26 protein-coding genes are annotated in these 25,183 nt (G+C 62.0%); 11 read left to right on the plus strand and 15 right to left on the minus strand.

The genetic code is table 11. From position 1 onward, the window contains the following. Nucleotides 1–78 precede the first annotated feature (78 nt). Nucleotides 79–954 (plus strand): lipid A biosynthesis lauroyl acyltransferase, encoded by an 876-nt coding sequence (locus HV670_RS16085; RefSeq protein WP_281362408.1) that lies wholly within the window; start codon nt 79–81, stop codon nt 952–954. 44 nt (nt 955–998) lie between these two features. On the opposite strand, the gene HV670_RS16090 is transcribed toward HV670_RS16085, so the two are convergent. The 3 genes from HV670_RS16090 to HV670_RS16100 all read right to left on the minus strand — a co-directional run bounded on the left by HV670_RS16090 (nt 999) and on the right by HV670_RS16100 (nt 3,349). Beyond that, nucleotides 999–1,574 carry a DUF1349 domain-containing protein gene (locus HV670_RS16090; RefSeq protein ID WP_175105799.1) on the minus strand — a complete coding sequence of 192 codons (576 nt, stop codon included), beginning with the start codon at nt 1,572–1,574 and terminating at the stop codon, nt 999–1,001. Between the two features lie 53 nt (nt 1,575–1,627). Further along, nucleotides 1,628–2,497, minus strand: coding sequence for a class I SAM-dependent methyltransferase (locus HV670_RS16095; protein WP_246257523.1), 870 nt, complete (start codon nt 2,495–2,497; stop codon nt 1,628–1,630). 237 nt (nt 2,498–2,734) lie between these two features. Then, nucleotides 2,735–3,349, minus strand: a complete 615-nt coding sequence (locus HV670_RS16100; protein WP_175105800.1) for a TetR/AcrR family transcriptional regulator — start codon at nt 3,347–3,349, stop codon at nt 2,735–2,737. Nucleotides 3,350–4,028: 679 nt separating this feature from the next. Between HV670_RS16100 and HV670_RS16105 the strand changes: the two genes are divergently transcribed. Next, nucleotides 4,029–4,322: a putative quinol monooxygenase gene (locus HV670_RS16105; RefSeq protein ID WP_175105801.1), complete on the plus strand. Its 294-nt coding sequence runs from the start codon at nt 4,029–4,031 to the stop codon at nt 4,320–4,322. A gap of 35 nt (nt 4,323–4,357) precedes the next feature. Here the strand turns inward: HV670_RS16105 and HV670_RS16110 are convergent, their stop codons facing one another. Continuing rightward, entirely contained in the window at nt 4,358–6,034 is a 1,677-nt protein-coding gene (locus HV670_RS16110; protein ID WP_175105802.1) for a thiamine pyrophosphate-binding protein, read from the minus strand. A gap of 223 nt (nt 6,035–6,257) precedes the next feature. Here HV670_RS16110 and HV670_RS16115 point away from each other — a divergent pair, with 223 nt between their 5' ends. Both HV670_RS16115 and HV670_RS16120 read left to right on the plus strand, forming a co-directional pair. Further along, nucleotides 6,258–7,328 carry an alpha/beta fold hydrolase gene (locus HV670_RS16115; protein WP_175105895.1) on the plus strand — a complete coding sequence of 357 codons (1,071 nt, stop codon included), beginning with the start codon at nt 6,258–6,260 and terminating at the stop codon, nt 7,326–7,328. A gap of 196 nt (nt 7,329–7,524) precedes the next feature. Beyond that, nucleotides 7,525–8,835: an EAL and HDOD domain-containing protein gene (locus tag HV670_RS16120; RefSeq protein ID WP_175105803.1), complete on the plus strand. Its 1,311-nt coding sequence runs from the start codon at nt 7,525–7,527 to the stop codon at nt 8,833–8,835. A 12-nt stretch (nt 8,836–8,847) separates the two neighbouring features. On the opposite strand, the gene HV670_RS16125 is transcribed toward HV670_RS16120, so the two are convergent. From HV670_RS16125 to HV670_RS16145, 5 genes are all read right to left on the minus strand, one after another. After that, nucleotides 8,848–9,645 carry a DUF899 domain-containing protein gene (locus tag HV670_RS16125; RefSeq protein WP_175105804.1) on the minus strand — a complete coding sequence of 266 codons (798 nt, stop codon included), beginning with the start codon at nt 9,643–9,645 and terminating at the stop codon, nt 8,848–8,850. A 27-nt stretch (nt 9,646–9,672) separates the two neighbouring features. Further along, the gene (locus HV670_RS16130) at nt 9,673–10,122 is read right to left on the minus strand and encodes an SRPBCC family protein (protein WP_175105805.1); all 450 of its coding nucleotides are present in this window, start codon (nt 10,120–10,122) and stop codon (nt 9,673–9,675) included. Beyond that, nucleotides 10,017–10,460, minus strand: coding sequence for an ArsR/SmtB family transcription factor (locus HV670_RS16135; protein ID WP_175105806.1), 444 nt, complete (start codon nt 10,458–10,460; stop codon nt 10,017–10,019). Before HV670_RS16135 ends, HV670_RS16130 begins: the two co-directional genes overlap by 106 nt. A 129-nt stretch (nt 10,461–10,589) precedes the next feature. Then, nucleotides 10,590–12,011 carry a CoA transferase gene (locus HV670_RS16140; RefSeq protein WP_175105807.1) on the minus strand — a complete coding sequence of 474 codons (1,422 nt, stop codon included), beginning with the start codon at nt 12,009–12,011 and terminating at the stop codon, nt 10,590–10,592. A gap of 14 nt (nt 12,012–12,025) precedes the next feature. Continuing rightward, on the minus strand, nt 12,026–12,328 hold the full coding sequence (locus HV670_RS16145) for a putative quinol monooxygenase (protein WP_175105808.1): 303 nt from the start codon (nt 12,326–12,328) through the stop codon (nt 12,026–12,028). Nucleotides 12,329–12,477: 149 nt separating this feature from the next. On the opposite strand from HV670_RS16145, the gene HV670_RS16150 reads away from it, so the two are divergent. Further along, nucleotides 12,478–12,861 carry a cupin domain-containing protein gene (locus HV670_RS16150; protein WP_175105809.1) on the plus strand — a complete coding sequence of 128 codons (384 nt, stop codon included), beginning with the start codon at nt 12,478–12,480 and terminating at the stop codon, nt 12,859–12,861. Between the two features lie 184 nt (nt 12,862–13,045). Here the strand turns inward: HV670_RS16150 and HV670_RS16155 are convergent, their stop codons facing one another. The 4 genes from HV670_RS16155 to HV670_RS16170 all read right to left on the minus strand — a co-directional run bounded on the left by HV670_RS16155 (nt 13,046) and on the right by HV670_RS16170 (nt 16,775). Further along, nucleotides 13,046–13,747: an NADPH-dependent F420 reductase gene (locus HV670_RS16155; RefSeq protein ID WP_281362411.1), complete on the minus strand. Its 702-nt coding sequence runs from the start codon at nt 13,745–13,747 to the stop codon at nt 13,046–13,048. 85 nt (nt 13,748–13,832) lie between these two features. Continuing rightward, entirely contained in the window at nt 13,833–14,297 is a 465-nt protein-coding gene (locus HV670_RS16160) for a GNAT family N-acetyltransferase (protein WP_175105811.1), read from the minus strand. Nucleotides 14,298–14,502: 205 nt separating this feature from the next. Further along, nucleotides 14,503–15,567, minus strand: coding sequence for a HoxN/HupN/NixA family nickel/cobalt transporter (locus HV670_RS16165; RefSeq protein ID WP_175105812.1), 1,065 nt, complete (start codon nt 15,565–15,567; stop codon nt 14,503–14,505). Between the two features lie 92 nt (nt 15,568–15,659). Continuing rightward, nucleotides 15,660–16,775 (minus strand): Fic family protein, encoded by a 1,116-nt coding sequence (locus HV670_RS16170; RefSeq protein ID WP_175105813.1) that lies wholly within the window; start codon nt 16,773–16,775, stop codon nt 15,660–15,662. A gap of 200 nt (nt 16,776–16,975) precedes the next feature. Between HV670_RS16170 and HV670_RS16175 the strand changes: the two genes are divergently transcribed. Continuing rightward, nucleotides 16,976–18,448, plus strand: a complete 1,473-nt coding sequence (locus HV670_RS16175) for a mechanosensitive ion channel domain-containing protein (RefSeq protein WP_175105814.1) — start codon at nt 16,976–16,978, stop codon at nt 18,446–18,448. Nucleotides 18,449–18,492: 44 nt separating this feature from the next. Here the strand turns inward: HV670_RS16175 and HV670_RS16180 are convergent, their stop codons facing one another. After that, complete coding sequence (locus HV670_RS16180) at nt 18,493–18,876, minus strand: GFA family protein (RefSeq protein ID WP_175105896.1); 384 nt, start codon at nt 18,874–18,876, stop codon at nt 18,493–18,495. Nucleotides 18,877–19,155: 279 nt separating this feature from the next. Between HV670_RS16180 and HV670_RS16185 the strand changes: the two genes are divergently transcribed. The 5 genes from HV670_RS16185 (at nt 19,156) to HV670_RS16205 (ending at nt 23,882) form a co-directional block, all read left to right on the plus strand. Then, entirely contained in the window at nt 19,156–20,286 is a 1,131-nt protein-coding gene (locus HV670_RS16185; protein WP_246257526.1) for an ABC transporter substrate-binding protein, read from the plus strand. Between the two features lie 76 nt (nt 20,287–20,362). Further along, complete coding sequence (locus tag HV670_RS16190; RefSeq protein WP_175105815.1) at nt 20,363–21,274, plus strand: LysR family transcriptional regulator; 912 nt, start codon at nt 20,363–20,365, stop codon at nt 21,272–21,274. Beyond that, nucleotides 21,271–22,083 carry an ABC transporter ATP-binding protein gene (locus tag HV670_RS16195; RefSeq protein ID WP_175105816.1) on the plus strand — a complete coding sequence of 271 codons (813 nt, stop codon included), beginning with the start codon at nt 21,271–21,273 and terminating at the stop codon, nt 22,081–22,083. The genes HV670_RS16190 and HV670_RS16195 overlap by 4 nt, the downstream gene beginning before the upstream one ends. Nucleotide 22,084: 1 nt before the next feature. Beyond that, nucleotides 22,085–22,885 (plus strand): ABC transporter permease, encoded by an 801-nt coding sequence (locus tag HV670_RS16200; protein ID WP_175105817.1) that lies wholly within the window; start codon nt 22,085–22,087, stop codon nt 22,883–22,885. A 28-nt stretch (nt 22,886–22,913) separates the two neighbouring features. Beyond that, nucleotides 22,914–23,882, plus strand: a complete 969-nt coding sequence (locus tag HV670_RS16205) for an isopenicillin N synthase family dioxygenase (RefSeq protein WP_175105818.1) — start codon at nt 22,914–22,916, stop codon at nt 23,880–23,882. A gap of 82 nt (nt 23,883–23,964) precedes the next feature. Here HV670_RS16205 and HV670_RS16210 read toward each other — a convergent pair whose 3' ends face one another. Further along, complete coding sequence (locus HV670_RS16210; protein ID WP_175105819.1) at nt 23,965–24,984, minus strand: adenosine deaminase; 1,020 nt, start codon at nt 24,982–24,984, stop codon at nt 23,965–23,967. Nucleotides 24,985–25,183 lie beyond the last annotated feature (199 nt).

The raw sequence follows: 25,183 nt of genomic DNA on the forward strand, positions 1-25,183 counted from the left end.
ACGAATGTGCTGTGGCTTTAAGCGAGCCGCAACCTTCTTTTCGGCCCCGCCTTCCCTCCAATTCGGGAGCGTTCCCCTTTGCCTGTGCTTACCGTCGCGCTCATGGTCGGGCTGTTGCGTGCCATATCAACACTCCCTTACCGGGTGGTCGCGCGCTTTGGCAGTTTCCTCGGCGCGGCGTTGTTCATGTTTCCCAGCCGCCGCAAGCATATCGTCCTTGTCAATCTGCGCCTCTGCTTTCCGGGGAAGACCCAGCAGGAATACAACGACCTTGCGCGCCATCATTTCCGCCATGTCGTGCGCAGCTATCTCGAGCGCGGTATCCAATGGTTCGGCAGCGAGAAATCGATCCAGCGGCTCGTCGAGCTCGAGAGCGATATCGACCTCGATGACAAGGACGCCCCGCCGACCATTTTCATGGGATTTCACTTCGTGGGGATCGAGGTCGGCTGCATGCTGTACTCGACCCGGCTGCCGGTTGCTGCCCTTTATACGCGCATGTCCAATGCGGGCCTGTGCGATGTCGCAAAGCGACAAAGGGGCCGGTTCGGCGCGGAGATGATCGAGCGATCGACTAGCGCCCGCAAGATCGTCGGCCTGCTGCGTTCGGGCAAGGCCGTCATGCTCGCGGCGGACATGGACTACGGTGTCGAGAATTCGGTGTTCGTACCGTTCTTCGGCGTGGACGCGTGTACGCTGACCTCGATTTCGCGTCTCGCCAGACTGAGCAGGGCGCGTGTCGTGCCCTTCGTGACCGAGGTGTTGCCGGATTTTCGCGGCTACAAGCTAAAGATCTTCGAACCGCTCGCGGCGTTTCCGTCCGGAAGCGACGAAACCGATGCGCGTGCCATGAACGCTTTCCTTGAAGCGCAGATCATGCGGTTTCCGGAACAGTACTACTGGGTTCACCGGCGCTTCAAGCACCGCCCGGAGGGCATGCCGGGCGTGTATTGAACGAGCCGGTGTCGGGCTGGCTCACCGGCGCCACCGGCGCAGGTTCATGCCAGATCGTGCAATGCCTTCGTCGACGCGGGCCCGACCTGGAAATCCGAGAATCGTACGCGCAGCCCCGCGCGTTCCGGTGTGCAACACATCGGGCCGACCTGATAGCGCGCGGCCTGCGGAAACGGGCAGAGTCGTGCGAGCGGCCAGACCTTGCCATCGCTCGATGCCTGAAGCCGCAGCACGCCCTCGCTGAGCGTCACGCGAATCCTGAAGTCGGAGGCGTCGCGGCCGTAACGGCCGGTCGCCCAGTCGGACTGGCCCACCGTCAGGACGCTGCCGAGCAGCGGCTCGCCATCCGATATTTCGATCCCCGCCTTGATCCACTGAGTCTCGTCGATCCGCACCATGATGCCGGCCTGGTCGTAGAGCGCCTCGTAGTGCGCGCGCACGCGAAGCTCGGCGGTGAAGTCCCCTGTCACCTCGCGGCCGAAGAAGTGCCCGCTGTCGCGCGTAAAACCGTAGTGAGTCTCGCGCCAGAAGTCAGTCCTGGCATTCGTGACGACGTCGAGCGTATCGCCATCGAGCCGCCAGTCATCCGGTTCGTTCAGCCAGCTGCAGGTTGTGAACATGGAAGGTCGAGACTCCATAGTGATGGATGAAAATGCCGGGGTGCAGACTTCGGCTATCGAGGCTTCACAAAGCGCAAGGTCATGCGATCGGACTCGCCGATTGCGAGCATGCGCGCACGTTCGGTGGCTGCGCCCTCGAGCGTCGGGGGCAGCGACCAGACGCCGTCCGGATAGTCCTTCGTATCAAGCGGATTGCGGTTGGCTTCGCTTTGTCCCGCGAGCTCGAAGCCGGCGGCCCGCGCGTGTTCGATCACATAGGCCTCGGGGACGTAGCCGGTCTTGATGACTTGCTCGATTGTGATGCCGGGGTTCGCGCGATGCTCTTCGACGCCGAGGATGCCGCCCGGCTTCAACTCGGTATAGAACGCCCGCAGATTCGCGTCGAACTGCCCGTCCTTGATCCAGTTGTGGATATTGCGGAAGGTCAACACCATGTCCGCGCTATCGGGGGGTAAGCCGATGATCTGTCCGGCGTGCAGGCTGCCGACCGAAACGCGATCGAATACAGCGGGGTCGCGTGCCAGCCTCTGGCCGAACCGTTTGCGCTCCTGTTCGAAATCCTCCGCGAGTTCGGGGTGGTCGCTTTCATAGAGCACTTCATAAAGCTTGCCGTTCTCGCGCAGATACGGTGCGAGAATTTCGGTGTACCAGCCCCCGCCGGGCGCGATCTCCACGATCGTCTGGTCGGGCTTGACCCCGAAGAACACCAGGGTTTCCTCGGGGTGCCGGTAGACGTCCCGCGCACGGAATGCTTCGGTTCTCTGCGGGCCGTTGATCGCCGCATCGAGCGGGTCCGCCGCGGCGGGGGCGTCGGCGAACGCGGCAGGCGGCGCGATGGCCGCGCCAAGGGTTGCCGCCGTCAATACGGCGGCGCGCAACAGCGAGCGGGAAAAGGTCATGGGGCTTAGAGCAAGCGTGTTCATCGGAATGACCGGGAAATTTGGCAAAAACCAATTTTGCCCAAGTTTGGCCTATCGCGTGCGCCGCATGACAAAAGCGTGAAGTCGCTGAGTCTTGTGGGTTTTTTGTGCTTGGCGATCGCGCGGTGATCCTGAAAGCGATGAAAATTCGGTTCGGATTCGCTTGTCCGTGCTGGGGCGGCTCGACTAGTCAAGCATGCCAGCCACCGCGGTGCGCGTCCCCGATTGTTTGCCGGCGCTTCAGCCGCGCCGCAGGCGGAACAGATAGGCATCGAAGAGCCGTTGCATGGTTTCGAGCGAAGTCTCACGCGGCACGCCCCAGCCCGGCATCTGGCCATCGATCTGCATGCGGGCAAGACCATAGACGAAGGCGCGCGCTGCCAGAAGCGTGTCTTCGACCGATACACAGTAGAGGTCGCCCTCCGCGGCTGCGGCGGCAATCAGGCGTTTGAGGCCCGCGCGAATGTGTTGCTGGCTCGCGGCAAGCCCCGAGCTTTCGAAGTCGAGCAATGCGGGGGTCGACATCACCTGGAAATGGACGGGATTGTCGAAGGCCCAACGCAGGAAGGCATGGCCCGTCGCACGGCACTGATTCATCGCCGATGAATGCGAGGCGTCGAGAATTGCCGCCTGCAGGGCCGTGACGAGGCTCTCCATGGCCTCTTCGGCAATGGCCGTCAGCAATTCACCCTTGCTCGCAAAGAAATTGAACGGTTCGCAGGGTGAGACACCTGCGCGTTTGGCCGCTTCGCGCACGGATACCGCCCCGATGCCACTTTCCTCGATCAATGAAACAGCGGCCCGCAGCAAGGCGGGGCGAAGTAAAGCATCTTGCGTGCGTTCGGCTACTGACACAGCAGGGGCTCCTGTCTGTTTGCAATAAACGGGTTCTACGCGATCGGTGAATAAGGGTGAAACACCGGATTAAAATCAGCGGCAAGCGCGCAGCTTACGGAATAACGGAGATGACTTCAATATCTGGTTCATATTATTTTTTTATGCGTGGCGCACATGTAAGAATTAAAATGACCGAATGCTAAAGGTTCAAGTGCGATTGAATTCACAAAAATTCTTCTTTTGAAAGAGGGCGTCGCCTGTCAGTGGTTCGGTCGAGTAACCGATTTCTGGCTGAGGCGAGGCTTACTTCGGGCCGACGGCGGGAAGTATCGCCCAATTGCATTGCAAGTCCAAATCCGCAAGTACAACGTACACAGTATGGACAAACATGTGTAGGTAAACACATCTATTTCTAGAGCGTGAGCCGTCAAGGCAGGAGGCGGCACGACGTGGCTTTGATTGAAACAATCATTTATTCTTGAATTAAATGAGGCAAATGCCCGATGAACGAGAGTTGCGTCGCTGCGCAGAGCGTAGTTCATCAAAATTTCGATTTGCGTTTCTCCCGAACTACGCTGCAGAAGCTGAGTACAGCGATGTTTTAAGGAATGTGCACCCGGGAGCCGAAGCGAACAGGATTACAGCAGTTTCGGCAAACCTCAGTATCGTGGATGCCTTTTCAAACGAGGAGTCATTCATGTCGCAGGTCGCCGTCGTATCGATCAATACCGCCAAGCCCGGTCAGGAAGCCAAACTCGAGGCCGCGTTGCAAGCGCTGGTCGAACCGAGTCGCCGGGATGCCGGCTGCATTACCTATGACCTGCACCGCGATATCAAGGACCCGCGCACCTTCGTCTTTATCGAGCTGTGGGAAAGCGCTGAACTGCTTCAGGTCCATAGCCAGGCCGCCCATGTCGCTGTTTTTCGCGGGCAGGCACCGGAGCTGCTGGAGAACAGCATCCTGCGCGTCCTCGACAAGCTCCCTGGCTAGGTCCCAAGCAGCACGGGCCGCGTGCCGAGCGCGCCTCACTCGTCCGTGCTGTTCAACCGCAATGCGGGTGTGATCTGTCGCGGGTCGGTCCGTAGTTCGATCAGGGCCGCGACGCCTGCCTGTTGCGCGCGTTCGAACGCCGCAGGAAACGCTTCGGTGCGTTCGACGCGTTCTCCATAGGCCCCGAACGATTTCGCGAAGGCGACGAAGTCGGGGTTGCGCAGTCCGGTCGCCGATATGCGGCCGGGATATTCGCGTTCCTGATGCATCCGGATCGTGCCGAGCATGCCGTTGTTCACCACGATCACAATGACAGCCGCGCCGTATTGCATCGCTGTCGCGAGTTCCTGCGGATACATCATGAAGCATCCGTCGCCCGCGAAACAGACGACCGTGCGCCGCGGGTACCTGAGCTTGGCGGCGATGGCAGCGGGAAAGCCGTAGCCCATCGCGCCGCTGGTTGGCGCGAGCTGGGTCGCGGGATGGCGGTAACGGTAGAAGCGGTGGACCCATACCGTGTAGTTGCCGGCGCCATTGGCAATGATGGCATCGGGCGGCAGGGTCTCGCGCAGATAGAGCACGACCTGGGCAAGATCGACGCAGGCTGCATCTTCGGCGCGGGTGAGGGGTGTCGAGTGTTCGAGATAGGCTTGGCGTACGTCGGCACGCCACGTTTTCCAGGCGGCCGATGCAACGGGTGCGAGTTGCGCGAGCGCACGAGCCGTCGAGGCGACCCCCGCATTGATCGGTAACCCGGCCTGGTACACACGGCCGAGTTCCTGCGGATCCGGATGGATATGCACCAGCGTCTGTACGGGAACCGGGCTGCGGACCAGTTCGTAGCCGCCCGACGGTACCTCGCCGAGGCGGCTACCGAGCACAATCAGCAGGTCGGCGGACTTGACGGTCTGGGCAAGCGCGGGCGAGATCCCAATGCCGATCTGGCCGGCATAGTGTTCGTCGTCGTTGTCGAACAGATCCTGGCGGCGGAACGAGGCGGCGACAGGCAGGTCGTTCAGCCGTACGAAGTCTGCGAGCGAGGCGCGCGCCTGGGCGTCCCAGCCCGTGCCTCCAACGATCAGGAGAGGGCGCTGCGCGCGGGCGAGCAGTGCTCGCAGCGACTGCAGGCTCGCTTCGCCGGGCGAACCGCTCACAGGCTGGGCCGTGCCCGCATCCGCCACCTTGCCGCTCGCGAACAGCACATCTTCCGGCAGCGCCACGACAATCGGCCCGGGCCGTCCCGATGTCGCGACCGCGAAGGCGCGCGCGACGATCTCCGGAATCCGCGAAAACGTTTCGATCTCGGTGACCCATTTTGCAAGGGTACCGAACACCTGCCGATAGTCCAGTTCCTGGAATGCCTCGCGTCCCATGAACTTCGTCTCGACCTGGCCGACGAACAGGATCATGGGAGTCGAGTCCTGCCTTGCGGTGTGCACGCCGATGCTCGCGTGGGTTGCACCCGGACCGCGCGTGACGAAGCAGATGCCCGGGCGGCCGGTCAGCTTGCCGTAGGCATCGGCCATATTCGCCGCCGCACCTTCATGGCGTGTGACGATGGTCTGGATGCCGGGGGCGTCATACAGGGCATCGAGCACCGGCAGGTAACTTTCGCCGGGCACGCAGTAGACCGTATCGACACCGTTGTGCGACAGGGCATCGACGAGCACACGTCCGCCGTGGCGAGTTTGCATCTGGCTGTCGTCGGTCATGAATGCTTTCCTCGTCGTCATGCGCCGTGCTTGCGCGAGCGCACCAGATTACAGCGAAATCGCGCGCTTCGCGATACAGTTCGCTAACTTGAAATCCAATGGGAATGTCATGTCCGTTCTTTCTTTTCCGGGCTTCTCGAGTCCGTGGCCAACTGTCGCAGGGCGTATTGAAAAGTGGGCTTCGGCGTGTGTGCCGGAACGCCGATCGATCCACATGGCGGTCATGCTGCCCGCGCTGTGCATCGCACTTGCGGCATCGTTCAGCGCGCCCACCGCGATGGCTGGCGAGAATCCGGGTTCTGCTGTCGCTGCGAGTGCCGTTGCCGGACCAACGGATGGCCCAGTTGGCGGACCCGCCGATGGACCCGCTTATGGTCCCGAACTTGAAGGCTTTTCGTATCCTTTCCCCGTTTCGCAATACCGTTTCGACTCGCAGGGCGAGTCGCTGCATATGGCCTACCTCGACGTGCCGCCGACCGCGACGTCCAATGGCCGTACCGCGGTCCTCCTGCACGGCAAGAACTTTTGCGCGGCAACCTGGGAGGGCACGATCCGCACGCTCACGGCGGCCGGCTATCGCGTGATCGCGCCCGATCAGATCGGCTTTTGCAAATCGAGCAAGCCGGCGCACTATCAGTACAGCTTTCAGCAGCTCGCACGCAACACACATGCGCTGCTCGATTCGCTCGGCATCGCGCAGGCGACGATCATCGGACACTCGACAGGCGGCATGCTCGGCGTGCGCTACGCCTTGATGTATCCGCAGCAGACACGTCAACTCGTGCTGGTCGATCCGATCGGTCTCGAGGACTGGAAGGCCAAGGGCGTTCCGTCGCTCAGTGTCGACCAGTGGTATCAGCGCGAGCTGAAGACGAGCGCCGACGGCATCCGGCGCTACGAACGGGCGACGTACTACGCGGGTGAATGGCGCGTCGCCTACGAGCCATGGGTGCAGATGCTCGCGGGCATGTACCGCGGGCCCGGCAAGCAGATCGTCGCGTGGAACTCCGCATTGCTGTACGACATGATTTACACCCAGCCGGTGGTCTATGAACTGGGCCTCCTGAAAATGCCGACCTTGCTGATGATCGGCGATAAGGACACCACTGCGATCGGCAAGGACGCCGCCCCTCCCGAAGTGCAGGCTGTCATCGGACACTATCCTGAACTCGGCAGGCGGGCTGCGGCGGCGATTCCGAATGCCGCCCTCGTTGAGTTCGCGGATCTCGGTCACGCCCCCCAGATGCAGGATCCGCCCGCGTTCTACAAGGCCTTGCTCGAGGGGCTGAAATAGGGATCGTTTTGCAGGAAGATGTCGATTTTTATGGGTGCCGACAAAAATCGACTTCAATGACCATTTTGCTATCAAGAATGCGCTCCGACCTGCCGTTATTATGTGGGCGGAGTCTGTTCACGCCCTGCCCAAGCGGCGGGTAAACGGCATCCGGTCTATTTGGAAAGAGTTGGTAACGCATCGGAGCTCACCTTATATGCAATCGGTTCAACAGGCCACCGAGTCCCTGATTGTTGAGCCAGTGATCGCCGCAGCGCGCATGGAACGCAAGTTGGCACAGTCGGCGCTGGCCTACCTCGGCCGGCAACCGATTCTCGAACACGGCGGTGCCTTGCACGGCTACGAACTGCTGTTTCGTGCGAGCGGCGAAAATCGTGCGGTCATCAAAAGCGATCTGGAGGCGACGGCCTACGTCTTGGCGCGGACCTTTGGCGAATTCGGCCTTGCCGACGCGATCGGGCCGCATCTGGGTTACCTGAATTTCTCGCGTGAGCTGCTGTTCAGCGATGTGGTTCACCTGATTCCGCGCAAACGCTTCGTTCTCGAGATCCTTGAAGACACGGCATTCGACGCGGATTTGATCCGGCGTTGCGCCGAGCTGCGCAAGGCCGGTTTCCGGCTCGCCATGGACGACGTGGCAGGGTGGACGCCCGAACTCGTCGACGCCATCCGGCATGTCGATCTCGTCAAGGTCGATTTCCTCGCATGCGACCGGACTCGCCTGCCGAAACTCGCCGGCCTCCTCAAGCGCGAGCGTAAGACGATGCTGGCCGAAAAAGTCGAGACCCGGGCCGATTTCGATCTGGCGAAACTGCTGGGTTTCGATCTCTTCCAGGGCTACTTCTTCGCGCGGCCGCAGGTCCTGAGGACGCGCTGCACCGGACCGGCGCAACGCTGTGTGCTCAATATGCTGATCGCGCTGTCGCGCGAGGCCGATATTCCCGAGATCGAGCAGGCGCTCAAGCGGAGCCCGCAATTGATGATGCGCGTGCTGCGCTTCGCGAACTCGACCGCGTATGGCGCGTCGCGGCGGATCGCTTCGATCCGCGAGGCGATTCTCGCCGTCGGCACGCTCAAGATTGCGCGCTGGGTTCAGTTGCTCGTCTATGCGGACGGCAGTTCGCTGGCGCCCGAGGCGGACCCGCTGTTCCAGCTCGTCGGCACGCGCGCCAGATTGATGGAGCTTCTGGCCGGCGAGTTCGGTGCGGCTGCCGACGTCAATGCGAGTGTCGATGCCGCCTTCATGGCCGGCGTGTTGTCGTTCGCCCACGTGATTCTCGATATGCCGACGCCGAAGCTGTGCAGCGAACTCGGTCTTGCGCAGCCCCTGCGAGACGCGCTGGTGGATCGCCAAGGCAGGCTTGGCGATATGCTCAAGGTCACCGAGGCGGTCGAGCGTGGCGATGCCGATGCGATCGCGGCAGGGTGCGAGGCGCTCGGGCGCCTGACGCCCGCCCGGGTCTCCACGCTGAGCATGCGTGCGACGGCCTGGACGGACATGATCTAGGCCTGTACACCGCTAGTGCGTGGCGTCCGCCCGGACGCTACCGTGACATGCCTCGCCGCCGGCCGCCTGGGATGTGCCGGCCTGTTCACCCGCTCTATTGCTGTCTGCATAGCGGTCGTGATGGCGGACCCAGTCGGTCAGGTTGTGCCCCGGCCCTTGCTCGTTGCGGCCGTTCGGCGTGATGTCGAGACAGGCATAGGCGGCGAGGACCTCTTCGAAGCCGCGGCCATAAGTCGAGTAGGTATGGAATACCTGCCCCTCGTCGTCCTTGTAGAACACGCTGTTGCCTGGCAGTTCGTCGATCATGAATGGCTGACGCTGGTAGTTGTAGAAGACTCCGTCTTGCGCATCGTCGGGGCCGAACGACACATTGAAGTCGTAGTTGAAGTCGCTGCCGAACGACGAGACCCAGTTCAACTGCCAGCCCATGCGTCGCCTGAACGCTTCGATCTTGGCGTACGGCGCACGCGATACCGCGACAAAGCTGACATCGTGGTGCTCGAGGTGAACCCGTATGCCCTCTACATGATCGACCTGGAATGAACAGCCGACACAGCCTTCTTCCCAGTCGGGACCGAACATGAAGTGCTGGACGATCAGCTGGCTGCGACCCGCGAAGAGATCCGCGAGCGATTGCCTGCCCCTTGGGCCTTCAAAGACATAAGGCTTGTCAACACGAATCCACGGCAGTGCGCGGCGTTCGCGCGCGAGCTCGTCGCGCATCCGGGTATAGGCTTTCTCACGCTCGAGCAGCGCCTTGCGCGCGTCGAGCCATTGGTCCTGCGATACGACTGCGTGATCGGTTTGCATCGTCGTTGACTCCCGTGAAAAAAGGATTCAGAGCGAATCGAGATACCGTGCGATTTTTTCGAAGGCGCCGGTCCATCCCTTTTCGTGAGCGTCGCGGGCTTCGATATCGAAGAACTGTTCTTGCCGGAAGTGCAGTTCGGTTCCCTGAGAAAGCGCAACGAGCTCGACGATCACGAGCGACTCGCGCTCCGGCGTGCTTTTCCACGCCCAGGTGAAGACGAGCTTGCGCGGCGCGTCGACTTCGCGGTACACGCCGCTGACTTCGTGCTGCTCGCCATTGGACCGGAAGACGATGCGGTAGCGGCCGCCGACGCGTACATCGGTTTCCGCGACGAGGACCGGGTCGGGCTCATTGGGCCCGAACCAGCGCTTCAGCGCTTCGGGGTCGACCCACGCTTGCCAGACTTTGTCGGGCGCGGCGTTGAAGACGCGTTTGAAGTAGAGCTTGGGGCGCTCGTCGATGTCGGTGCTGTCCATGGTTGAACCTCCTCCTGGTGATAGAGATAGCGGCCCAGTGCGTCGAGACGACCGGTCCAGAACTTCTCGTACTTCGCGAGCCAGTCCGACGCATCGCGCATCGGACCGGCACGCAATTCACAGTGCACGACCCGGCCCTCCTTGAGGCGGTCGATCAGGCCTGCCTGCTCGAGCACGCGCAGGTGTTTCATGAAGCCGGGCAGCGACATCGCGTGGGACTGCGCCATCTCGGTCACCGATTGGCTGCCCGTGCCGAGCTGTTCGAGCACGGCGCGGCGCGTGGGGTCGGAGAGGGCGGCGAAGACCGCGTCGAGCGCCTGATCTGAATGATTAACCATAAGGTTTAGTATTGGGCGACGACGTGGCGGTTGTCAAGGGCAGGAAAGCGAAAAACTTTGAGAGCGTGGCGGACGGGGTGTCAGCCACGCTTGTGTGCTACAGCACCGGGCGCCACTCGGCCAGCCGTTTCACCATGCCGCTGGTGATGTACCGAGCGGCGCGGCCGCGATGTCCCAGTGCATCGGCGCGCCGTCCACGAACGCGGGTGGCTTGACGCGTTGCGCGGGTCCCCAGAAGGTCGACTCGATCGTGTCGGCGAGGTCGTCGGCCGTTTCGACTGCGAGCGCACCCGTGTCGTCGGGCGATCCACCGGCGCCGTCCACGAGCAGCCGGGCTGTGCGCGCAAGCGACATGCGTGCGCCGTATCCCTCGCCCGTCGTGAAGCGGTGCAGCAGCCCGCGAATCGCTGCCGCGGCCATCATGTACCCCGTTGCATGATCGAGGGCCTGCACGGGGAGCGGTGTTGGCTTGTCGCGAGCCGCGGCGCGCATTCCCGCATCGGCGATGCCCGTGCTCATCTGGACGAGGCTGTCGAAGCCCCGGCGGGTCGTCCACGGGCCCGACCATCCATACGCATCCAGCGAAATATCGACCAGGCCGGGATTGAGTTCGCGGCGTCGGTCCTCGCCGAGCCCCAGCGACGTGAGCGCGTCGGACCGATAGCCGTGAACCAGCACATCGGCGTCGCTGAGCAGTTGTTCGAAGCGCTCGCGATCGGCCGCGTTCTTCAGATCGAGCCGCGCGCATCGTTTGCCGAGGACGACCTCGGGAACCACGGCCGGCTCATCCCAGGTCGGTGGATCGATACGCAATACTTCAGCACCGAACCCGGCCAGGAAGCGGGTCGCGGTCGGCCCCGCGAGCACCCGCGTGAGATCCAGCACGCGCAGGCCGCGCAAGGGCCGCTCGGACGCGACACGCCATCGGGGCGCCGCCGCCGCAAACGGTGCTGCGATATGGAACAGGGGCTCGGCCGCCACCGCGCGACCCTGGGGATGGACGGCCCATTCGTCGATGGTGCGCATCGCGGCCGCGCAGCCACCGTTTCCGACCACCGCGGTTTCAAGCGCGGTCGCGTTCCACCTCGCCACGGCCTGGGCCACTTGGGCACGGTCGACCGGCACATCGAGTACGGCAAGGGCCGCATCGCGATGGTGGGGGGCATTCGTGTGGAGGCGGATCCAGCCGTCGGCCGTCCGGTAGTCGCCCGCCACGGCATCCCAGAGCGGCGCAGGCTGCCAGCCCTGTGGCCGCAACGATGTCGCAAACCAGAATGAGGCGAGCCGGCGATCGATCTTGACGCGCGGCGACGTGCCGTTCGCGGCACGAACCAACTCTGCGAGCGCCAGACAGGCCGAGCCGATCGATGCAGCCGCGAGGTCCGTGGCCGCGAAAGCCGAAGGCAGGTTGCCGGACGCCGTGAATGCGGCACGGTGCAGCGCCTGCGCATCGCCGCCCAGCGCGCCCCAGATTTCATGCAGGAAGCGCGCCGCGGTGCCGGATTGCGTGGACGGCGAGGAAGCAAGGGAAGCAGTGAAAGGTTCTGACATGGCGGCTCCGACGATCAGCCCGGCAGCTTGGCGGCGAGCACGTCGATCTTTTCGATCGTCGGCGGGCTGGCGAACAGGTCGCCGGCCTTCGCCATCAGCGCGGCGGCAACCTTGCCCGACAGGTGGGCCTGGCGCCCCGCCTCGTCAGGGAACGCATCGAAGATGCCGAACGTCGTCGGTCCGATACGGATGCCGAACCATGCCGTCGTGCCGGGTTCGCCAAGCACGAGCGGAAGACCGCTGATGAGGAAGTCTTCGACCTCCTGCTCCTTGCCGGGTTTGGCTTCCATCCGAACGAACAATGCAACTTTGACCATGATGTTTCTCCTGGGCGCCGCAAGGCGATCATTGCAACAGATGCGATTAGAGCAAGATACGCTCCCGTGTGCAGGGCGAGCCTCTGTCAATTGACCGGGACAACAGGAGTTTTTATAATGCAATCGTTTGCATAAAGAGGTTCCAGACAATGAACGTCACTCGCTTTTCCGAAGCCCCCGCCTATTACCCCGCCAATCATTTCCAGATGGGCTGCGTGCGCCTGCAAGGCCATGAAGCCGGGCCTGCCGATACGCTCTGGCTCGGCGTGTCGACGCTCGAGCCTGGCGGCCACACGACATCGGATGCATCGGCCGTCGAAAAGCACTACGTCGTACTCGAGGGCGAGGTGACGGTCGTGACTGACGACGGCGAGACGGTGCTGCGCAAGCACGATTCCTGTCGACTCGCGCCCGGTGAAGCGCGGGCCTTGAAGAATGCCTCGGCGGCCATCGCCGTCATCTTGCTGGCGATGCCCTATCCATCTAAAGCACCTAAAGCAGGCGAGGCTCAGGCAGCCGTATCCACGCGGTAGACGCGCCTTGAAGTAGACCAAATTCCGCCCGGGTGAGGGCGGCACATGACAAAAGCAAGGGAACGGCAGGGCCGTGAAGCGCTTGCCGTTCGTCGAGGTGGCCGAGCGGCCTTCAAAGCCAACCCTCCAGCCACCTCAATCCACCTCAACCCACCTCAACCACGTCAAGCAAGCTCAGGCGAGCTCAAGCCTTTGCGCGCCAGTCCGCCGTACGTTGCGGGCTGGCCGCATTGAGCCCATTGCGCACGCCGGCGGCATCGAAGTCGCTGGTGTAGACGGGTGATCCGGGTTGCTGCTTCCAGGATTCGTCGAGGGGACCTGCATCGACACCATCGAAACCGAGATCGTTGACGAGCCCGATCACGATGGCCTTTGCTGCCGCGTTGTCACCCGCGACCGGCAGCGCGATGCGGCCTGCCTTGCCGGAGGGTACACCCTTGTCGCGCAGGTTGGCGGCATAGATGTTGTTGAACGCCTTGATGACGGGTCGTTTGATCTGTTGTTCCACCCAGCGGCTCTCGGGCAAGCCTTGTTCGATCTCGGCGATGCGTCCGTCGCGCTGTTGCGGATAGTAGTTGCACGTATCGATGAAGGTGACCGTGTCGGGCACGCCGGCGAACAGGTCAGACGGGAGGTCGCGCACGTTCTTGAGCGGAATCGTCACGACGATCACGTCGGCCCCACGCACGATGTCCTTTGGATTGCCGGCTTGAGCGCCCGTCTGCCGGACGATTTCCCCCAGCGTCTCGGCACCGCGCGAATTGGCGATGCGTACTTCATGGCCACGTTCGACGAGTCGCAATGCGAGTACCGCACCGATATTGCCGGCGCCTATGATGCTGATGTTCATGGATTCTCCTTGGTGGTGGGGGACGACGTTTTGCAGTCAAGGCCGCCAAGCGTGGGCGACCGAGGCGCCTACGATAGCGTAACGCCGCCTATCGTGCTCGCCGTCGCTGAGGGGAGCTGCGTCATCTCTTGCAGGCATCGCGGTACGGCAGGCGGTACAGCACGTCCGGGCAGCCTTCTTCATTGTTCTTTCCGTCGCCGTATTCAATCGCCTCGAAGCCGTGCCGTTCGTAGAAAGCGCGTGCACGTGTGTTTTGTACGAAGGTGTAGAGTTGAACGACGGTAAGTGCGCGATCGATGACGTCGGCAAGCAAGCGGGAGCCGATGCCGAGACCGAAGGATGAGGGAGATACATAGAGCTGGTCGAGCCATACGACGCCATAGGCACGCGACATTGCGCTCATGCCGGCAATGCGGTCGCCATCGAGCGCGACGGTGACTTCACCGGAAGGCACCAGGAATTCGGCGATCCACTGGCGAACCTCCTCGTCCGAATGCATCAGAGGGGCGTAGGCCGCGATCGTCTGGCGAGAGCGCAGATAGACATCGCTGATTGCGCCCACGTCTTCGAGAGTCGCACGTCTCAAGTGTAGGGGGTCGGTCACGTTGAACCTGCCAACTAGATGAACCTGCCAACAAGACAAATAGCGCTGCCGCCACAGCGAGCGGCTACTCGACGATCATAGCTTTAACCTCAAAAGGCGACGTAACGAGTCCGATCAGTCATGGTCCCAACGGGTCGGGTATCGCAATCGTGAAAGCGCGAACGAGCAAGGCCACGGCCCCGGGGCCTCAGGCCGATTCGGAACGAATCTCGATGTCTTCGAACCGTTTCCACTTGTAGATCGCGGCAGACACGAGCCAGCTGACGAGGAACACCGCGATGATCACATAGCCGATCAAGCCGAAGTTGTCGTTCAGGCTGCCGATCCCTTCCCAGAATGCACCACCCAGATGGAATCGGTCCGCGACCAGGCCGAGCCCCTCGATACTGGCGACAATGAGGGCCACGACGACCGAGATCGTCGTAATCGTGATGTTGTAGTAGAGCTTGCGGATCGGTTTGACGAATGCCCATCCATAGGCGCCGAGCATCAGGATGCTGTCGGTCGTATCGATCAGCGTCATGCCGGCCGTGAACAATACCGGGAACACGAGAATCGACCAGATCGGCATGCCTTGTGCGGCACTGGCTGCCGAGATGCCGAGCAGGCCGACCTCCGTCGCGGTATCGAAGCCGAGCCCGAAAAGAAAGCCCAGAAAATACATATGCCAGCTCTTCGTGATCAGGCCGAACAGCGGCCGGAACAGGCGGGAGAGAAAGCCGCGGTTGGCGAGGAGCATGTCGAAGTCTTCATCGACATAGGGCTCGCCCCGCTGTACGCGGCGAAAGGCGCGAACGACCGAGCGAAGAATCAGCAGATTCATCCAGGCAATCGCAAACAGGAAGACCGTCGACACCAGTGTGCCGATCACGCCTCCGACTTCCTTGAAGCCGTCCATGCGGTGCTGCAAGGCCATGGCTGTCGCGGCGATGCCTACCGAGGCGAGCACCACGATCGTCGAATGACCGAGCGAAAACATCAGGCCGACGGTGATCGGCCGCTTGCCGGCCTGCATGAGCTTGCGCGTGACGTTGTCGATCGCCGCGATATGGTCCGCGTCGACGGCATGGCGCAGGCCGAACGAGTAGGCGAGCAGGCTCGTGCCCATCAAAAGGGGGTAATGGTGAAAAGCGACGAATGCCCAGGTCCAGGCAGCAATATTGAAAGCAACCAGCAGCGCATACAAAGCTGAAATCTTCTGTCGCAACTGACCCCGCTCGTCGCCGAACAGGGCCTTTACAAATCTCGTCATGGGTTTCTCCGCGATCGGAATACCACGACCGCTGCGAATAAGGGGGCCACGCGATTGGCGTGCTCCGGACGAATGATACATTCTGAAAGCAGTCAGTCCGCGAGTTCATAGGACGTACTGCGTCCACCTCCCGCGGACTTGCGCAGGACGCCGAGTGCGACGAGTTCGCCGATGTCACGCAGGGCGCTGTCCGGAGAGCACTTGGCGATTGCCGCCCACTTGCTGCTTGTGAGCTTGCCGTCGAAGCCGTCGAATAGACGATTGAGCATCTTGATCTGGCGCGCGTTCATCGGTGTGTTTGCCCAGCGCTGCCAGAAGCGCGTCTTCCCCAACACGGCGCTGAGGTTGTGCTCGGCATGGTCGACGGCGTGATGGAGGGCTTCGAGAAACCAAGCGAGCCATGCGGTCACGTCGAGCGTGCCATTCTGGGTGCGTTCGAGAATGTCGTAGTAGGCCTTGCGCTCGCGCTGGATTTGCGCGGAAAGACTATAAAAACGCTGGGGACTGCCGTCCGCGCGTGCCAGCAGCAAGTCTCCGATCGCCCGCGCGATGCGGCCATTGCCGTCGTCGAACGGGTGCAGCGTAACGAACCACAAATGAGCGAGCCCCGCCTTGAGTACCGGTGGCTCCCCGGAATCGCCGTTGAGCCATTCGAGAAAACGACGAGTCTCCAGGCCGAGCCTGTCGGCGGGCGGTGCCTCGAAGTGGACCCTGCGCCGGCCGATGGGCCCGGAAACGACTTGCATCGCGCCGCTCGCATCGTCACGCCATTGGCCGACTCTCACTCGCGACATGCCGCTGAAGCCGGTGGGAAACAGGGCCGCATGCCACCCGAATAATCGCTCTTCATCGACAGGTTCGTCACAGCGTGTCGAGGCGTCGAGTACCATTTCGACCACGCCCTCGACATGCCGGTCGACGGGAGCGAGCGCCCCGATATCTATACCGAGGCGGCGGGCAATCGATGATCGGACGGACTGTGCGTCGAGCCGTTCACCTTCTATCTCGCTGGTCTTGAGTACGTCTTCGGTGAGCGAGGTCAGACTGGCCTGATCGCGCAGCCCCATGCCGACGTCGGCCAACCGGCCGAGCAGGATGCCCTGCGCACGCGACACTTCAGCGAGCGGCCCGGCAAGGCTCGACAGGTCGTAGCGCATCGCAGGCCATTCAGGCGCCTGCCAGATATAGAGCCAATCTCCGCGTTTCATGCGGAGATTATGAGGCTCAATCTCCGCATAGACAGGTTATTCTCCGCAGAATATGCGGAGAATAAAGGGGGTATTCGCCGCAGGCCATCGGGGCTGGCGGTTGAGCACGTTGAAAGGGGCCGCGCATATTGAACCGCGCCGCACGCGGTTTCCGGTAAATCGGATAGAGTAGTGCCGTTCACACCCGCATCAGGACTGCCTTGAATCCCCAGATACTCGGCGCGGCCATCGTGGTTGTTTACCTCGTCACGTGGCGTGCCATCGCGCCCCGGCACAAACTCGCGCTGACCGCGATTCGCCTCGTGTTGTTCGTGGGTTTCTCGTGGCTGTTGTTCACGCATGGCATGTCGCCCATCGAGGGCCCCGCATGGCCAGGGCAGCCGGTCGTCCAGATCGTCTCGCAGGTGCTGGAAATTTTGTGGTGGCTGATGGGGGCGCGGCTCGGGGTCATGCTGCTCGACGTCGTGTTCATGCGGCGGAGCTGGCATCAGGAGCGGCTGTTCCAGGACCTGCTCGGCGCCGTGGTGTTTCTCGCCGCAATGGTGGCATCGATCGCCTATGTCTTGCACTGGCCCGTGCGTGGACTGATCGCTACCTCCGGCGCGCTGGCGATCATCATCGGGCTGGCCGTGCAGAGCACGCTGAGCGACGTATTCTCGGGACTCGTGATCAATACGACGCAGCCCTATCAGCCGGGTGACTGGATCAATGTCGACGGGGTGGAAGGCACCGTCGTCGAAATGAACTGGCGCGCGACGCATATCCTGAATGCGAAGGGCAATACCGTCGTGGTGCCGAACAACGTCGCGGCAAAGACGAAGATCACGAATGTGAGCCGGCCGGCCACGCTCAACGGCGTGACGATCACCCTTGAAGTCACGCCTGAAGCGCGGCCGGCTGTCGTTGTCGCGGCGCTCGAGCGCGCGGTCTACGGTTGCCGGATCGTGCTGCGCGATCCGGCGCCGGCAGTCGTTGTCAGCCGCGCCGGCACCCAATCCATTTCATATGAAATCACCTGTTTCGTCGACCAGGGTTCGAAGAAGGTCGAGGCGACCAACGCCTTGTTCGACCTCGCCTACCGCCATCTTGCCGCCGCGCAGATTGACCTGCGCCCGCTCGGCGTACCTGCTCCGCCGCCCGATGAACAGTCCGATCATCGCGTGAGGCTGCTCTCGAGAGTCGAGATGTTCGAAGTGCTCAATCGCGACGATATCCGCCAACTCGCGAGCCGCATGTCGCGGCACGAATACGAAGTCTCGCAGACCGTTGTAAAAGCCGACCAGATCAGCAAATGCCTGCTGATCATCGCCTCAGGCGTGCTGTCGGTCACTGTCAACCGCAAGAGCCCCGGCCAGCCGAACGAAATTGTCGAAATCGCGCGGCTGGGGCCCGGTGAGGCTTTCGGTGAATCAGGCGTCTTGTCCGGCGTGCCAATGACCGTGGATATCATCGCCATGACGCGCGTGATCCTGTATCGCCTTGACAAGGAGGAACTCACCCCTTTACTCAAGAAACGCCCCGAACTCGGTCAGACGATGTGCCGTATGCTCGCGCGACGCCAGGACTACAGCCGGACGTTCATTCACGAAGAGGCGCCGGCCGTCCAGACCGAAACGGGCCTGTTCCAATGGCTGAGAGAAGGCATGCGCCGGCTGCATGAGCTGACGAGCTAGGCAGCGGCAGGCTCAGGCCTCGGTCGATCGCGTTTCACGCGACATCAACCCGGGCGCATCGGCAAATCGTCGTTGATATGAACCCAGGGCAATTTTCTGGTGGTCCAACATTGATTTTCCGGCGGGACGGATTCCGGCTTGTCGAGGCTGCATGTCGAGATGTCGATCTCGTCCGGATAGTCCTTGTTCCAATAGGTCAAGGGCGTACCGCAGTCGGGGCAGAAACTGCGCTGGACTTTCTCGCTCGATGCGAAGTATCTGGGCTCGCCGGTGACGAACCGCAACTGCGACGGCTTGACGCTGAACCATGCGACGACGGGTGCACCCGATACGCGTCGACAATCGACACAGTGACAAATGTTGGGGTTGAATGGCACACCGTCCGTCTCGTATCGCACACTGCCGCAATAACAGCCGCCTGTGAGCATGGCTTCCTCCCTATCGAAAGTCGAATAACTCGTCGCTTGTCGAGCATACATATTGAACTCTTCAAGAAACAAGGAGAATGAAAGCTTGAGTGTGACGTGAACAGGCCGGGTCCTGGCCTCGAGTCTTCGCTCCCGGCAAGCGGCGGCGCGAACAGGCACATTCGAACAAGTCAATTCTATGTTCCAAATTTAAGAACATAAGTCCCGAAATAAGATGTCTTGCGCGACTTTTGACAGTGATAAATTCCCGTGAATTAACGTTTACGGGAAGAACTTGCCATGCTGTCGAAGAAGCTGGGCCGCCTTACCGCTGTCGTGCCCCTGAAGTTCGGGCGCGCGCTTGCCGCGCTCGCCATCGCAACGGGGTTGATGACAGCCGGATCGGCACAGGCTCAGACGCGTCCGCTCAGGAAAGTCACGATCGCCGTGGGCAGCCAGGTCGTGAACGCTTCCTATCCATGGCTCACGCTTCCCATCGCGCTCGGCTACTGGCGTGACGCAGGCTATGACGTGCAGGTCATCGGTGTCTCGGGCTCGACCCAAGGCATGCAACAAGTTGCCGCAGGCGATATCGAGTTCGCGGAGGCGAATTCGACAGGACTCATCCAGGCGAATACCGAAAGCCATGTGGCGCTGCGTGGAATCATGGGCAACGGGGTGGTTGACTGGGGTCTCGCCGTCAAGGACGGCGGCCCGATTCGATCGATCAAGGACCTCAAGGGCAAGCGCATCGGCATCGTCAGTTTCGCGACAGGTGGCATGGCGCTGCTCAAGAGCATGTTGCGCAGCAACGGCATGACCGACGCCGACGTGCAGATCATCGCGGTCGGCGGTGGCGGTCCCGCACTCGATGCGTTGAACAACGATCGCGTGCAGGCGTTGATGTTCTGGCAGTCGGCATTGACGGGCTTCGAGAATGTCGGTGCGAAGCTGCGTGTGTTCCACGATCCGCGTTGGAGCAGCATGCCCGATTTCACGCTGGTGACGCTGCAGAAAACCATCGACAAGGACCCTGCGATGGTCGAGGCCATCGTGAGAGGTGCGGCCGAGGCGACGCTCTTCGCATGGACCAACCCCGATTGCGCCCGCAAGATCCATTGGGCCCATTTCCCGAGCACAAAGCCGACCGGCGCGGCCCCTGACACCGTTGCCCGCTGGGACCTGAATCTCCTCGATGCCCAGCTCGACACGCTGCATGCGGCGTATCAGATGAACGGCGGCAAGCTGATCGGCGCGATGGATGTCAACGCCTACTCGCGGTTCCAGGACTTCATGTTCGACGAAAAGCAGATCACGACGAAAGTCCCGCCAGCACAGTTGCTGATCGACAAGCCGGGCTTCATCGAGGCGGTCAATCATTTCGATCACCAGGCGGTGATCAACGACGCGAAGACCTGCAAGGGTTCCTGAACGGCGTATTGAAGTGCCCGTGGGCAGCCGGTGCATGACGCCGGCTGCGGCCTTGGTTCCGTCACCTGGTATTCACATGATTTCCGCGACCGCCCTGCGCTATTTTGCTGAAGTGACGCGATGCGGTTCCTATCGCGCCGCAGCGGAAAAGCTCTGCATTGCACCGTCCGCCATCAGCCGCCATGTCCTGCTGCTCGAACAGGAGATCGGCGCGCCGCTGCTCGAGCGCGGCCGCGGCCGCAGTGCGCTTCGTTTGACGGCGGCCGGCGAGATCCTCATGCAGTACACGATTACCGTCGACAGCGAGATGGAGCGGGTCCGCTCGGACATCGAGGCGCTCAAGGGCGAGCGCAAGGGGCATCTCCGTCTGGGCGTGCCGGAGTCCTTCGCGCGCGACTTCATCCCCGAGTTTCTCGCGCGATTCAACCAGCGTTTTCCGGGTATTACCTATTACGTCGAAGTGGCGGGGTCGACACGGCTCGTCGAAATGGTCGGCAACGGCGAACTGGACCTGTCCCTGACGTTCAATCCGCCGGCCGCCTCCGATGTCCGGCATCTCTATACGCGCGAGGTCCCGACGTGTGCGCTGGTCCATATCGACCACCCGCTCGCGGAGCGCAAATCGCTGCGGGTCTCGGATCTTGCCGAATACGGAATCGCAATGCCGGAGGGCGCGATCAGCGCCAAGCGTCTCTACGAAGACATGTTTGCCAAAGCCCGGATCCGTCCGCGCAAGGTCCTGTCGAGCAACTCCTATGAGTTGCTGCGCAGCGTGTCAAAAGCGGGGATGTCGATTGCGATCGTGTGCGAGCATCCCGCCCTGGGTGGGCAGCGAGGGGGGTTTCATCGACAAATTCCGATCGTCGATCGCAACGTGACGCATGAGACCTTCACGGTCTGCGTACGCGAGGGCCGCAGTCTGCCGATCATCGGGCTGACCTTCATCGACCATCTACTCAAAGAGTTCGAAGCCATGGAGTCCGCATGAATGCGCGCGCGCCTGCACCGTCGGTGTCCGCCACGACCGACGTGGCATTCGATATCGCCGGGCTCAACAAGGTCTTTCGCAGCAAGGACGGCAATGACACGATCGCGCTGCATGACGTCGATTTCTCGGTGCGGCGCGGCGAATTCGTCACGGTCGTGGGGCCGAGCGGATGCGGCAAAAGCACGCTGTTGCGCATTCTCGCCGGCATCGGGCGACCCAGCAGCGGCGCCGTGTCGATCGGTGGCCGCGTCGTAATCGGGCCGGACCGCGATATCGGTATTGTCTTCCAGTCGCCGGTCTTGATGCCCTGGCGGTCGATTCTCCAGAACGTGCTGGTGCCCGCCGAAGTGCAGGGCCGCGATATGGCCGCGGCGCGCAAGACGGCGATGGACTATCTCGAACTGGTGGGCCTGAAAGGCTTCGAGACCAAATATCCGCGTGAATTGTCGGGCGGCATGCAGCAGCGTGTCGGGATCGTGCGGGCGCTCGTCAACCATCCGGCGCTGCTGCTGATGGACGAACCGTTCGGCGCGCTCGATGCGATGACGCGCGAGACCATGAATGTCGAGTTGCTGAAGATCAAGGAGCGCAGCGGCACGACTGTCATGCTCGTGACGCACAGCATTCCGGAAGCGGTTTTCCTGGGCGACCGGGTCGTCGTGATGTCGCCGCGTCCAGGCCGTGTCACGCAGATCGTCGAGGTGGATCTGCCCAAGCCGCGGCCGATCAGCATCATCAACACCGACATGTTCGGTGCCTATGTGTCGGGCATTCGCGCGCACTTGAATGCCGTCGGGGGGCTGGACTGAAATGAATACTTCGCGTCCGAACAAGACGAACCGTCGTGTCGAGCGCCTGACGGTCGGCGCATTCTTTGTATTCGTGATCGTCGCGTGGCAGGTAGGGATCTCGGCGTTCGATGTGTCGCCGTTGCTCTTCCCGACGCCGGTCGGCGTTGCGAAGGCTTTGTGGAGCGGTGTCCGTACCGGTGAATTCGCGGTGCATTTCGGCGTCACGCTCTATGAGATCCTCGCGGGCTTCGGGATCGGTGCCATCGCGGGCTTTGTCCTCGGTGCATTGATCGGGCAGGTGTATTGGGCCGAGGTCATGCTCTATCCGTACGTCGTTGCTTTCCAGACCATGCCCAAGGTTGCCATCGCGCCGCTGTTCGTGGTCTGGTTCGGCTTCGGTGTCGCGTCGAAGATCGTGATTACGGCGACCATCGTCTTTTTTCCGGTGCTGGCCAATACCATCGTCGGTCTTCGCTCGGCACCCGCCGACCTTGTCGACCTGATGACGGCAATGACAGCGTCGCGCTGGCAGGTCTTCCGGATGGTGCGCATCCCGCATGCCTTGACCTATATCTTCGCGGGCCTCGATATCGGCATCGTGCTCGCGGTCATCGGGGCGATCGTGGGCGAGTTCGTCGGCGCACAGGCGGGCCTCGGATACCTGATCCTGCAGCGCAATTTTTCAATGGATACGCCCGGCGTGTTCGCGATCCTGATCGTGCTGTCGCTGATCGGCATCGGCTTGCATGCACTTGTCGCCGCAATCGGCCGGCGCGTCATCTTCTGGGCCGAGACGACGGTCGATCCGACCGGCGCCTGATGATCCTTCCACCGTTTAGGGGACTTCCATGATTCCTGCTCCACGCCAGGCTTCGTTCTCAGAGATGCCGGTGCTCGACCTGTCCGGCTGGCTTGCCGGCGGCCCGGCCGACCCGCTCGTCAAGGATCTTCATGCCGCCTGTACCGGCACGGGGTTTTTCTATGTCACGGGGCACGGCGTGCCCGTGTCGGCCGTCGAGGGGGTGTTCGATGCGACCCGCCGCTATTTCGCCGAGCCCGAGGCGCTCCGACTCGACGATAAGATAGACGACCGTTTCCGGCGTGGCTTCATGCCCTACGGGATCAACCAGCATCCGGGCTATGAGCCCGACCTCAAGGAAAGCTACGAATTCGCGCTGGACTTGCCGCTCGACGACCCTGAAGTCATCGCCCGGCGCCCCCTGCATGGACCGAATCGCTGGCCCGCCTGGGCGCCGTGGCTCGAGCAGGCGAGCATGCGCTATTTCGAGCACACGACGCAACTCGGCAAAAACCTGTTGCGGCTGTTCGCACTCGCGCTTGAACAGGATGAGTCGTTTTTCCTGCAGTGGTGCAACAAGCCGATGGTCCAGTCGCGCCTTTTCCACTATCCGCCGCAAGTGGTGGACACCGATCGCGCACTTGGGGTCGCGCCGCACACGGACTACGGCATGCTGACGATCCTTGCCCAGGATCCGATCGGTGGACTCGAACTCAGGAAGCGCGACGGCGAATGGGTCAGCGCACCCTATATCGAGAACACCTTCGTCGTGAACCTCGGCGACATGTTCAAGGTATGGACCAACGACCTGTTTGTCTCGAACTTTCATCGGGTCGTGAATCGAACGGGCAAGGAACGCTACTCGATTCCGACGTTCTTCAATCTCGACTACGACGCGCCAGTCGCCTGTCTTCCAAGCTGCCAGGCGGACGACAATCCTCCGCGCTACGAGCCGGTCAAGGCGGGTGACTATCTCGTGCGGCGTTTTGGAGAGGTGCAGAAATTCAAGGTGATGTGAGCGAGGACGGGCCGCCCGCCGCAGGTGTTCGGCGGTGGGCGATGGGCGATGGGCGATGGGGTGGGCGACGGGCGACTCTCGTTCAGTTCGCCCGATAGCTAGCGGTCACGGCGTCGAGTTGCCGAAGATGGCTGTCGCGTTGTGCCGCGGGCATGAATGCAGCCGTGAGGCTGTTGTGCGCGAGGCGGTGAAGATGGTTGACGTCGAGTTCCAGCGCGTCCGCGCAGGCGATCAGGTTCTCGTTGAGGTAGCCGCCGAAGAATGCCGGATCGTCCGAGTTCACCGTGACATGCAGGCCCGCCTCGAGCATGGCGCGTAGCGGATGCGATTCGAGTGACGCGACGACATTGAGCTTGAGGTTCGATAACGGGCATACGGTGAACGGAATCTTGCTTGCCGCGAGTTCCCTGACGAGCTCGGGATCGTTCATCGCGGCGTTGCCGTGATCGATCCTGTGCACTTTCAGAATGTGCACCGTGTCGCGCACGTATTCCGCAGGTCCTTCTTCGCCGGCGTGAGCGGTCGTTCGATAGCCGAGCTCCTTACAGCGAGCGAAGAACCGCGCGAACTTGGCCGGTGGGTTGCCCCGTTCGGCACCGCCGAGGCCGAATCCCGCAATACGGTCTCGCCAGGGATGCAGCCGCTCGAGCAGGGCGATCGCATCGTCCTCGGGACGGTGCCGCTGAATTCCGATCAGGAGGCCGCCCGAGATCTGATCGGTCCGGGCCGCATCGTCGATCGCCGAGAGCACGCCGTCGAGAATCGTATCGAGTGCGATGCCGCGCGTCAGGTGACTCTGCAGCGACAGGAATACCTCGGCGTGGACGATGCCGTCCCGGTGAGCCCGCTGGTAGTACGCGCGCGTGAGGTCGTGAAAATCCTCGCGTGTGATCAGCAGCTTGCAGCCTTGATAGAACAGATCGAGAAAGGACTGAAGATCGGTGAAGCGATAGGCTTCCTTGATCTGAGCTTCGGATTGCCACGGCAAGCTCACGCCGTTGCGGTCCGCAAGTTCGAGCATCAGGGCGGGCTCGATCGCGCCTTCCAGGTGCATATGCAGTTCGGCCTTGGGTATGGACTGGATAAACGCGTTGAGGCTCATCGTTGACCTTGTGGATGCGGTGCGTAGCGAATTCTTGAATATACGTGAGCCGCTAGTGGCGCTAGATATCGAATTTAGACCTCCCGGCACTCAAAATGTGATCGTTCATCTGCGGGATGTCTAATGTTCTTTTTTTTCGAATAGATTCGAATAATTTGGGCGTTTAAGGTGGGTTTTTCGGCGTGCTGGCGTGGGGGCT

The organism is Pararobbsia alpina, assembly GCF_902859895.1.
In the GTDB taxonomy this organism is placed as follows: domain Bacteria; phylum Pseudomonadota; class Gammaproteobacteria; order Burkholderiales; family Burkholderiaceae; genus Pararobbsia; species Pararobbsia alpina.

Bases quoted from the DNA above. Each gene is read 5' to 3' on its own strand.
- HV670_RS16120 (WP_175105803.1), top strand. From the start codon at position 7,525: ATGCAATCGGTTCAACAGGCCACCGAGTCCCTGATTGTTGAGCCAGTG.
- HV670_RS16135 (WP_175105806.1), bottom strand. From the start codon at position 10,460: ATGGTTAATCATTCAGATCAGGCGCTCGACGCGGTCTTCGCCGCCCTC.
- HV670_RS16095 (WP_246257523.1), bottom strand. From the start codon at position 2,497: ATGAACACGCTTGCTCTAAGCCCCATGACCTTTTCCCGCTCGCTGTTG.
- HV670_RS16185 (WP_246257526.1), top strand. From the start codon at position 19,156: ATGCTGTCGAAGAAGCTGGGCCGCCTTACCGCTGTCGTGCCCCTGAAG.
- HV670_RS16165 (WP_175105812.1), bottom strand. From the start codon at position 15,567: ATGACGAGATTTGTAAAGGCCCTGTTCGGCGACGAGCGGGGTCAGTTG.
- HV670_RS16210 (WP_175105819.1), bottom strand. From the start codon at position 24,984: ATGAGCCTCAACGCGTTTATCCAGTCCATACCCAAGGCCGAACTGCAT.
- HV670_RS16115 (WP_175105895.1), top strand. From the start codon at position 6,258: ATGCTGCCCGCGCTGTGCATCGCACTTGCGGCATCGTTCAGCGCGCCC.
- HV670_RS16145 (WP_175105808.1), bottom strand. From the start codon at position 12,328: ATGGTCAAAGTTGCATTGTTCGTTCGGATGGAAGCCAAACCCGGCAAG.
- HV670_RS16200 (WP_175105817.1), top strand. From the start codon at position 22,085: ATGAATACTTCGCGTCCGAACAAGACGAACCGTCGTGTCGAGCGCCTG.
- HV670_RS16180 (WP_175105896.1), bottom strand. From the start codon at position 18,876: ATGCTCACAGGCGGCTGTTATTGCGGCAGTGTGCGATACGAGACGGAC.
- HV670_RS16205 (WP_175105818.1), top strand. From the start codon at position 22,914: ATGATTCCTGCTCCACGCCAGGCTTCGTTCTCAGAGATGCCGGTGCTC.
- HV670_RS16125 (WP_175105804.1), bottom strand. From the start codon at position 9,645: ATGCAAACCGATCACGCAGTCGTATCGCAGGACCAATGGCTCGACGCG.
- HV670_RS16195 (WP_175105816.1), top strand. From the start codon at position 21,271: ATGAATGCGCGCGCGCCTGCACCGTCGGTGTCCGCCACGACCGACGTG.
- HV670_RS16090 (WP_175105799.1), bottom strand. From the start codon at position 1,574: ATGTTCACAACCTGCAGCTGGCTGAACGAACCGGATGACTGGCGGCTC.
- HV670_RS16130 (WP_175105805.1), bottom strand. From the start codon at position 10,122: ATGGACAGCACCGACATCGACGAGCGCCCCAAGCTCTACTTCAAACGC.
- HV670_RS16190 (WP_175105815.1), top strand. From the start codon at position 20,363: ATGATTTCCGCGACCGCCCTGCGCTATTTTGCTGAAGTGACGCGATGC.
- HV670_RS16110 (WP_175105802.1), bottom strand. From the start codon at position 6,034: ATGACCGACGACAGCCAGATGCAAACTCGCCACGGCGGACGTGTGCTC.
- HV670_RS16170 (WP_175105813.1), bottom strand. From the start codon at position 16,775: ATGAAACGCGGAGATTGGCTCTATATCTGGCAGGCGCCTGAATGGCCT.
- HV670_RS16105 (WP_175105801.1), top strand. From the start codon at position 4,029: ATGTCGCAGGTCGCCGTCGTATCGATCAATACCGCCAAGCCCGGTCAG.
- HV670_RS16140 (WP_175105807.1), bottom strand. From the start codon at position 12,011: ATGTCAGAACCTTTCACTGCTTCCCTTGCTTCCTCGCCGTCCACGCAA.
- HV670_RS16150 (WP_175105809.1), top strand. From the start codon at position 12,478: ATGAACGTCACTCGCTTTTCCGAAGCCCCCGCCTATTACCCCGCCAAT.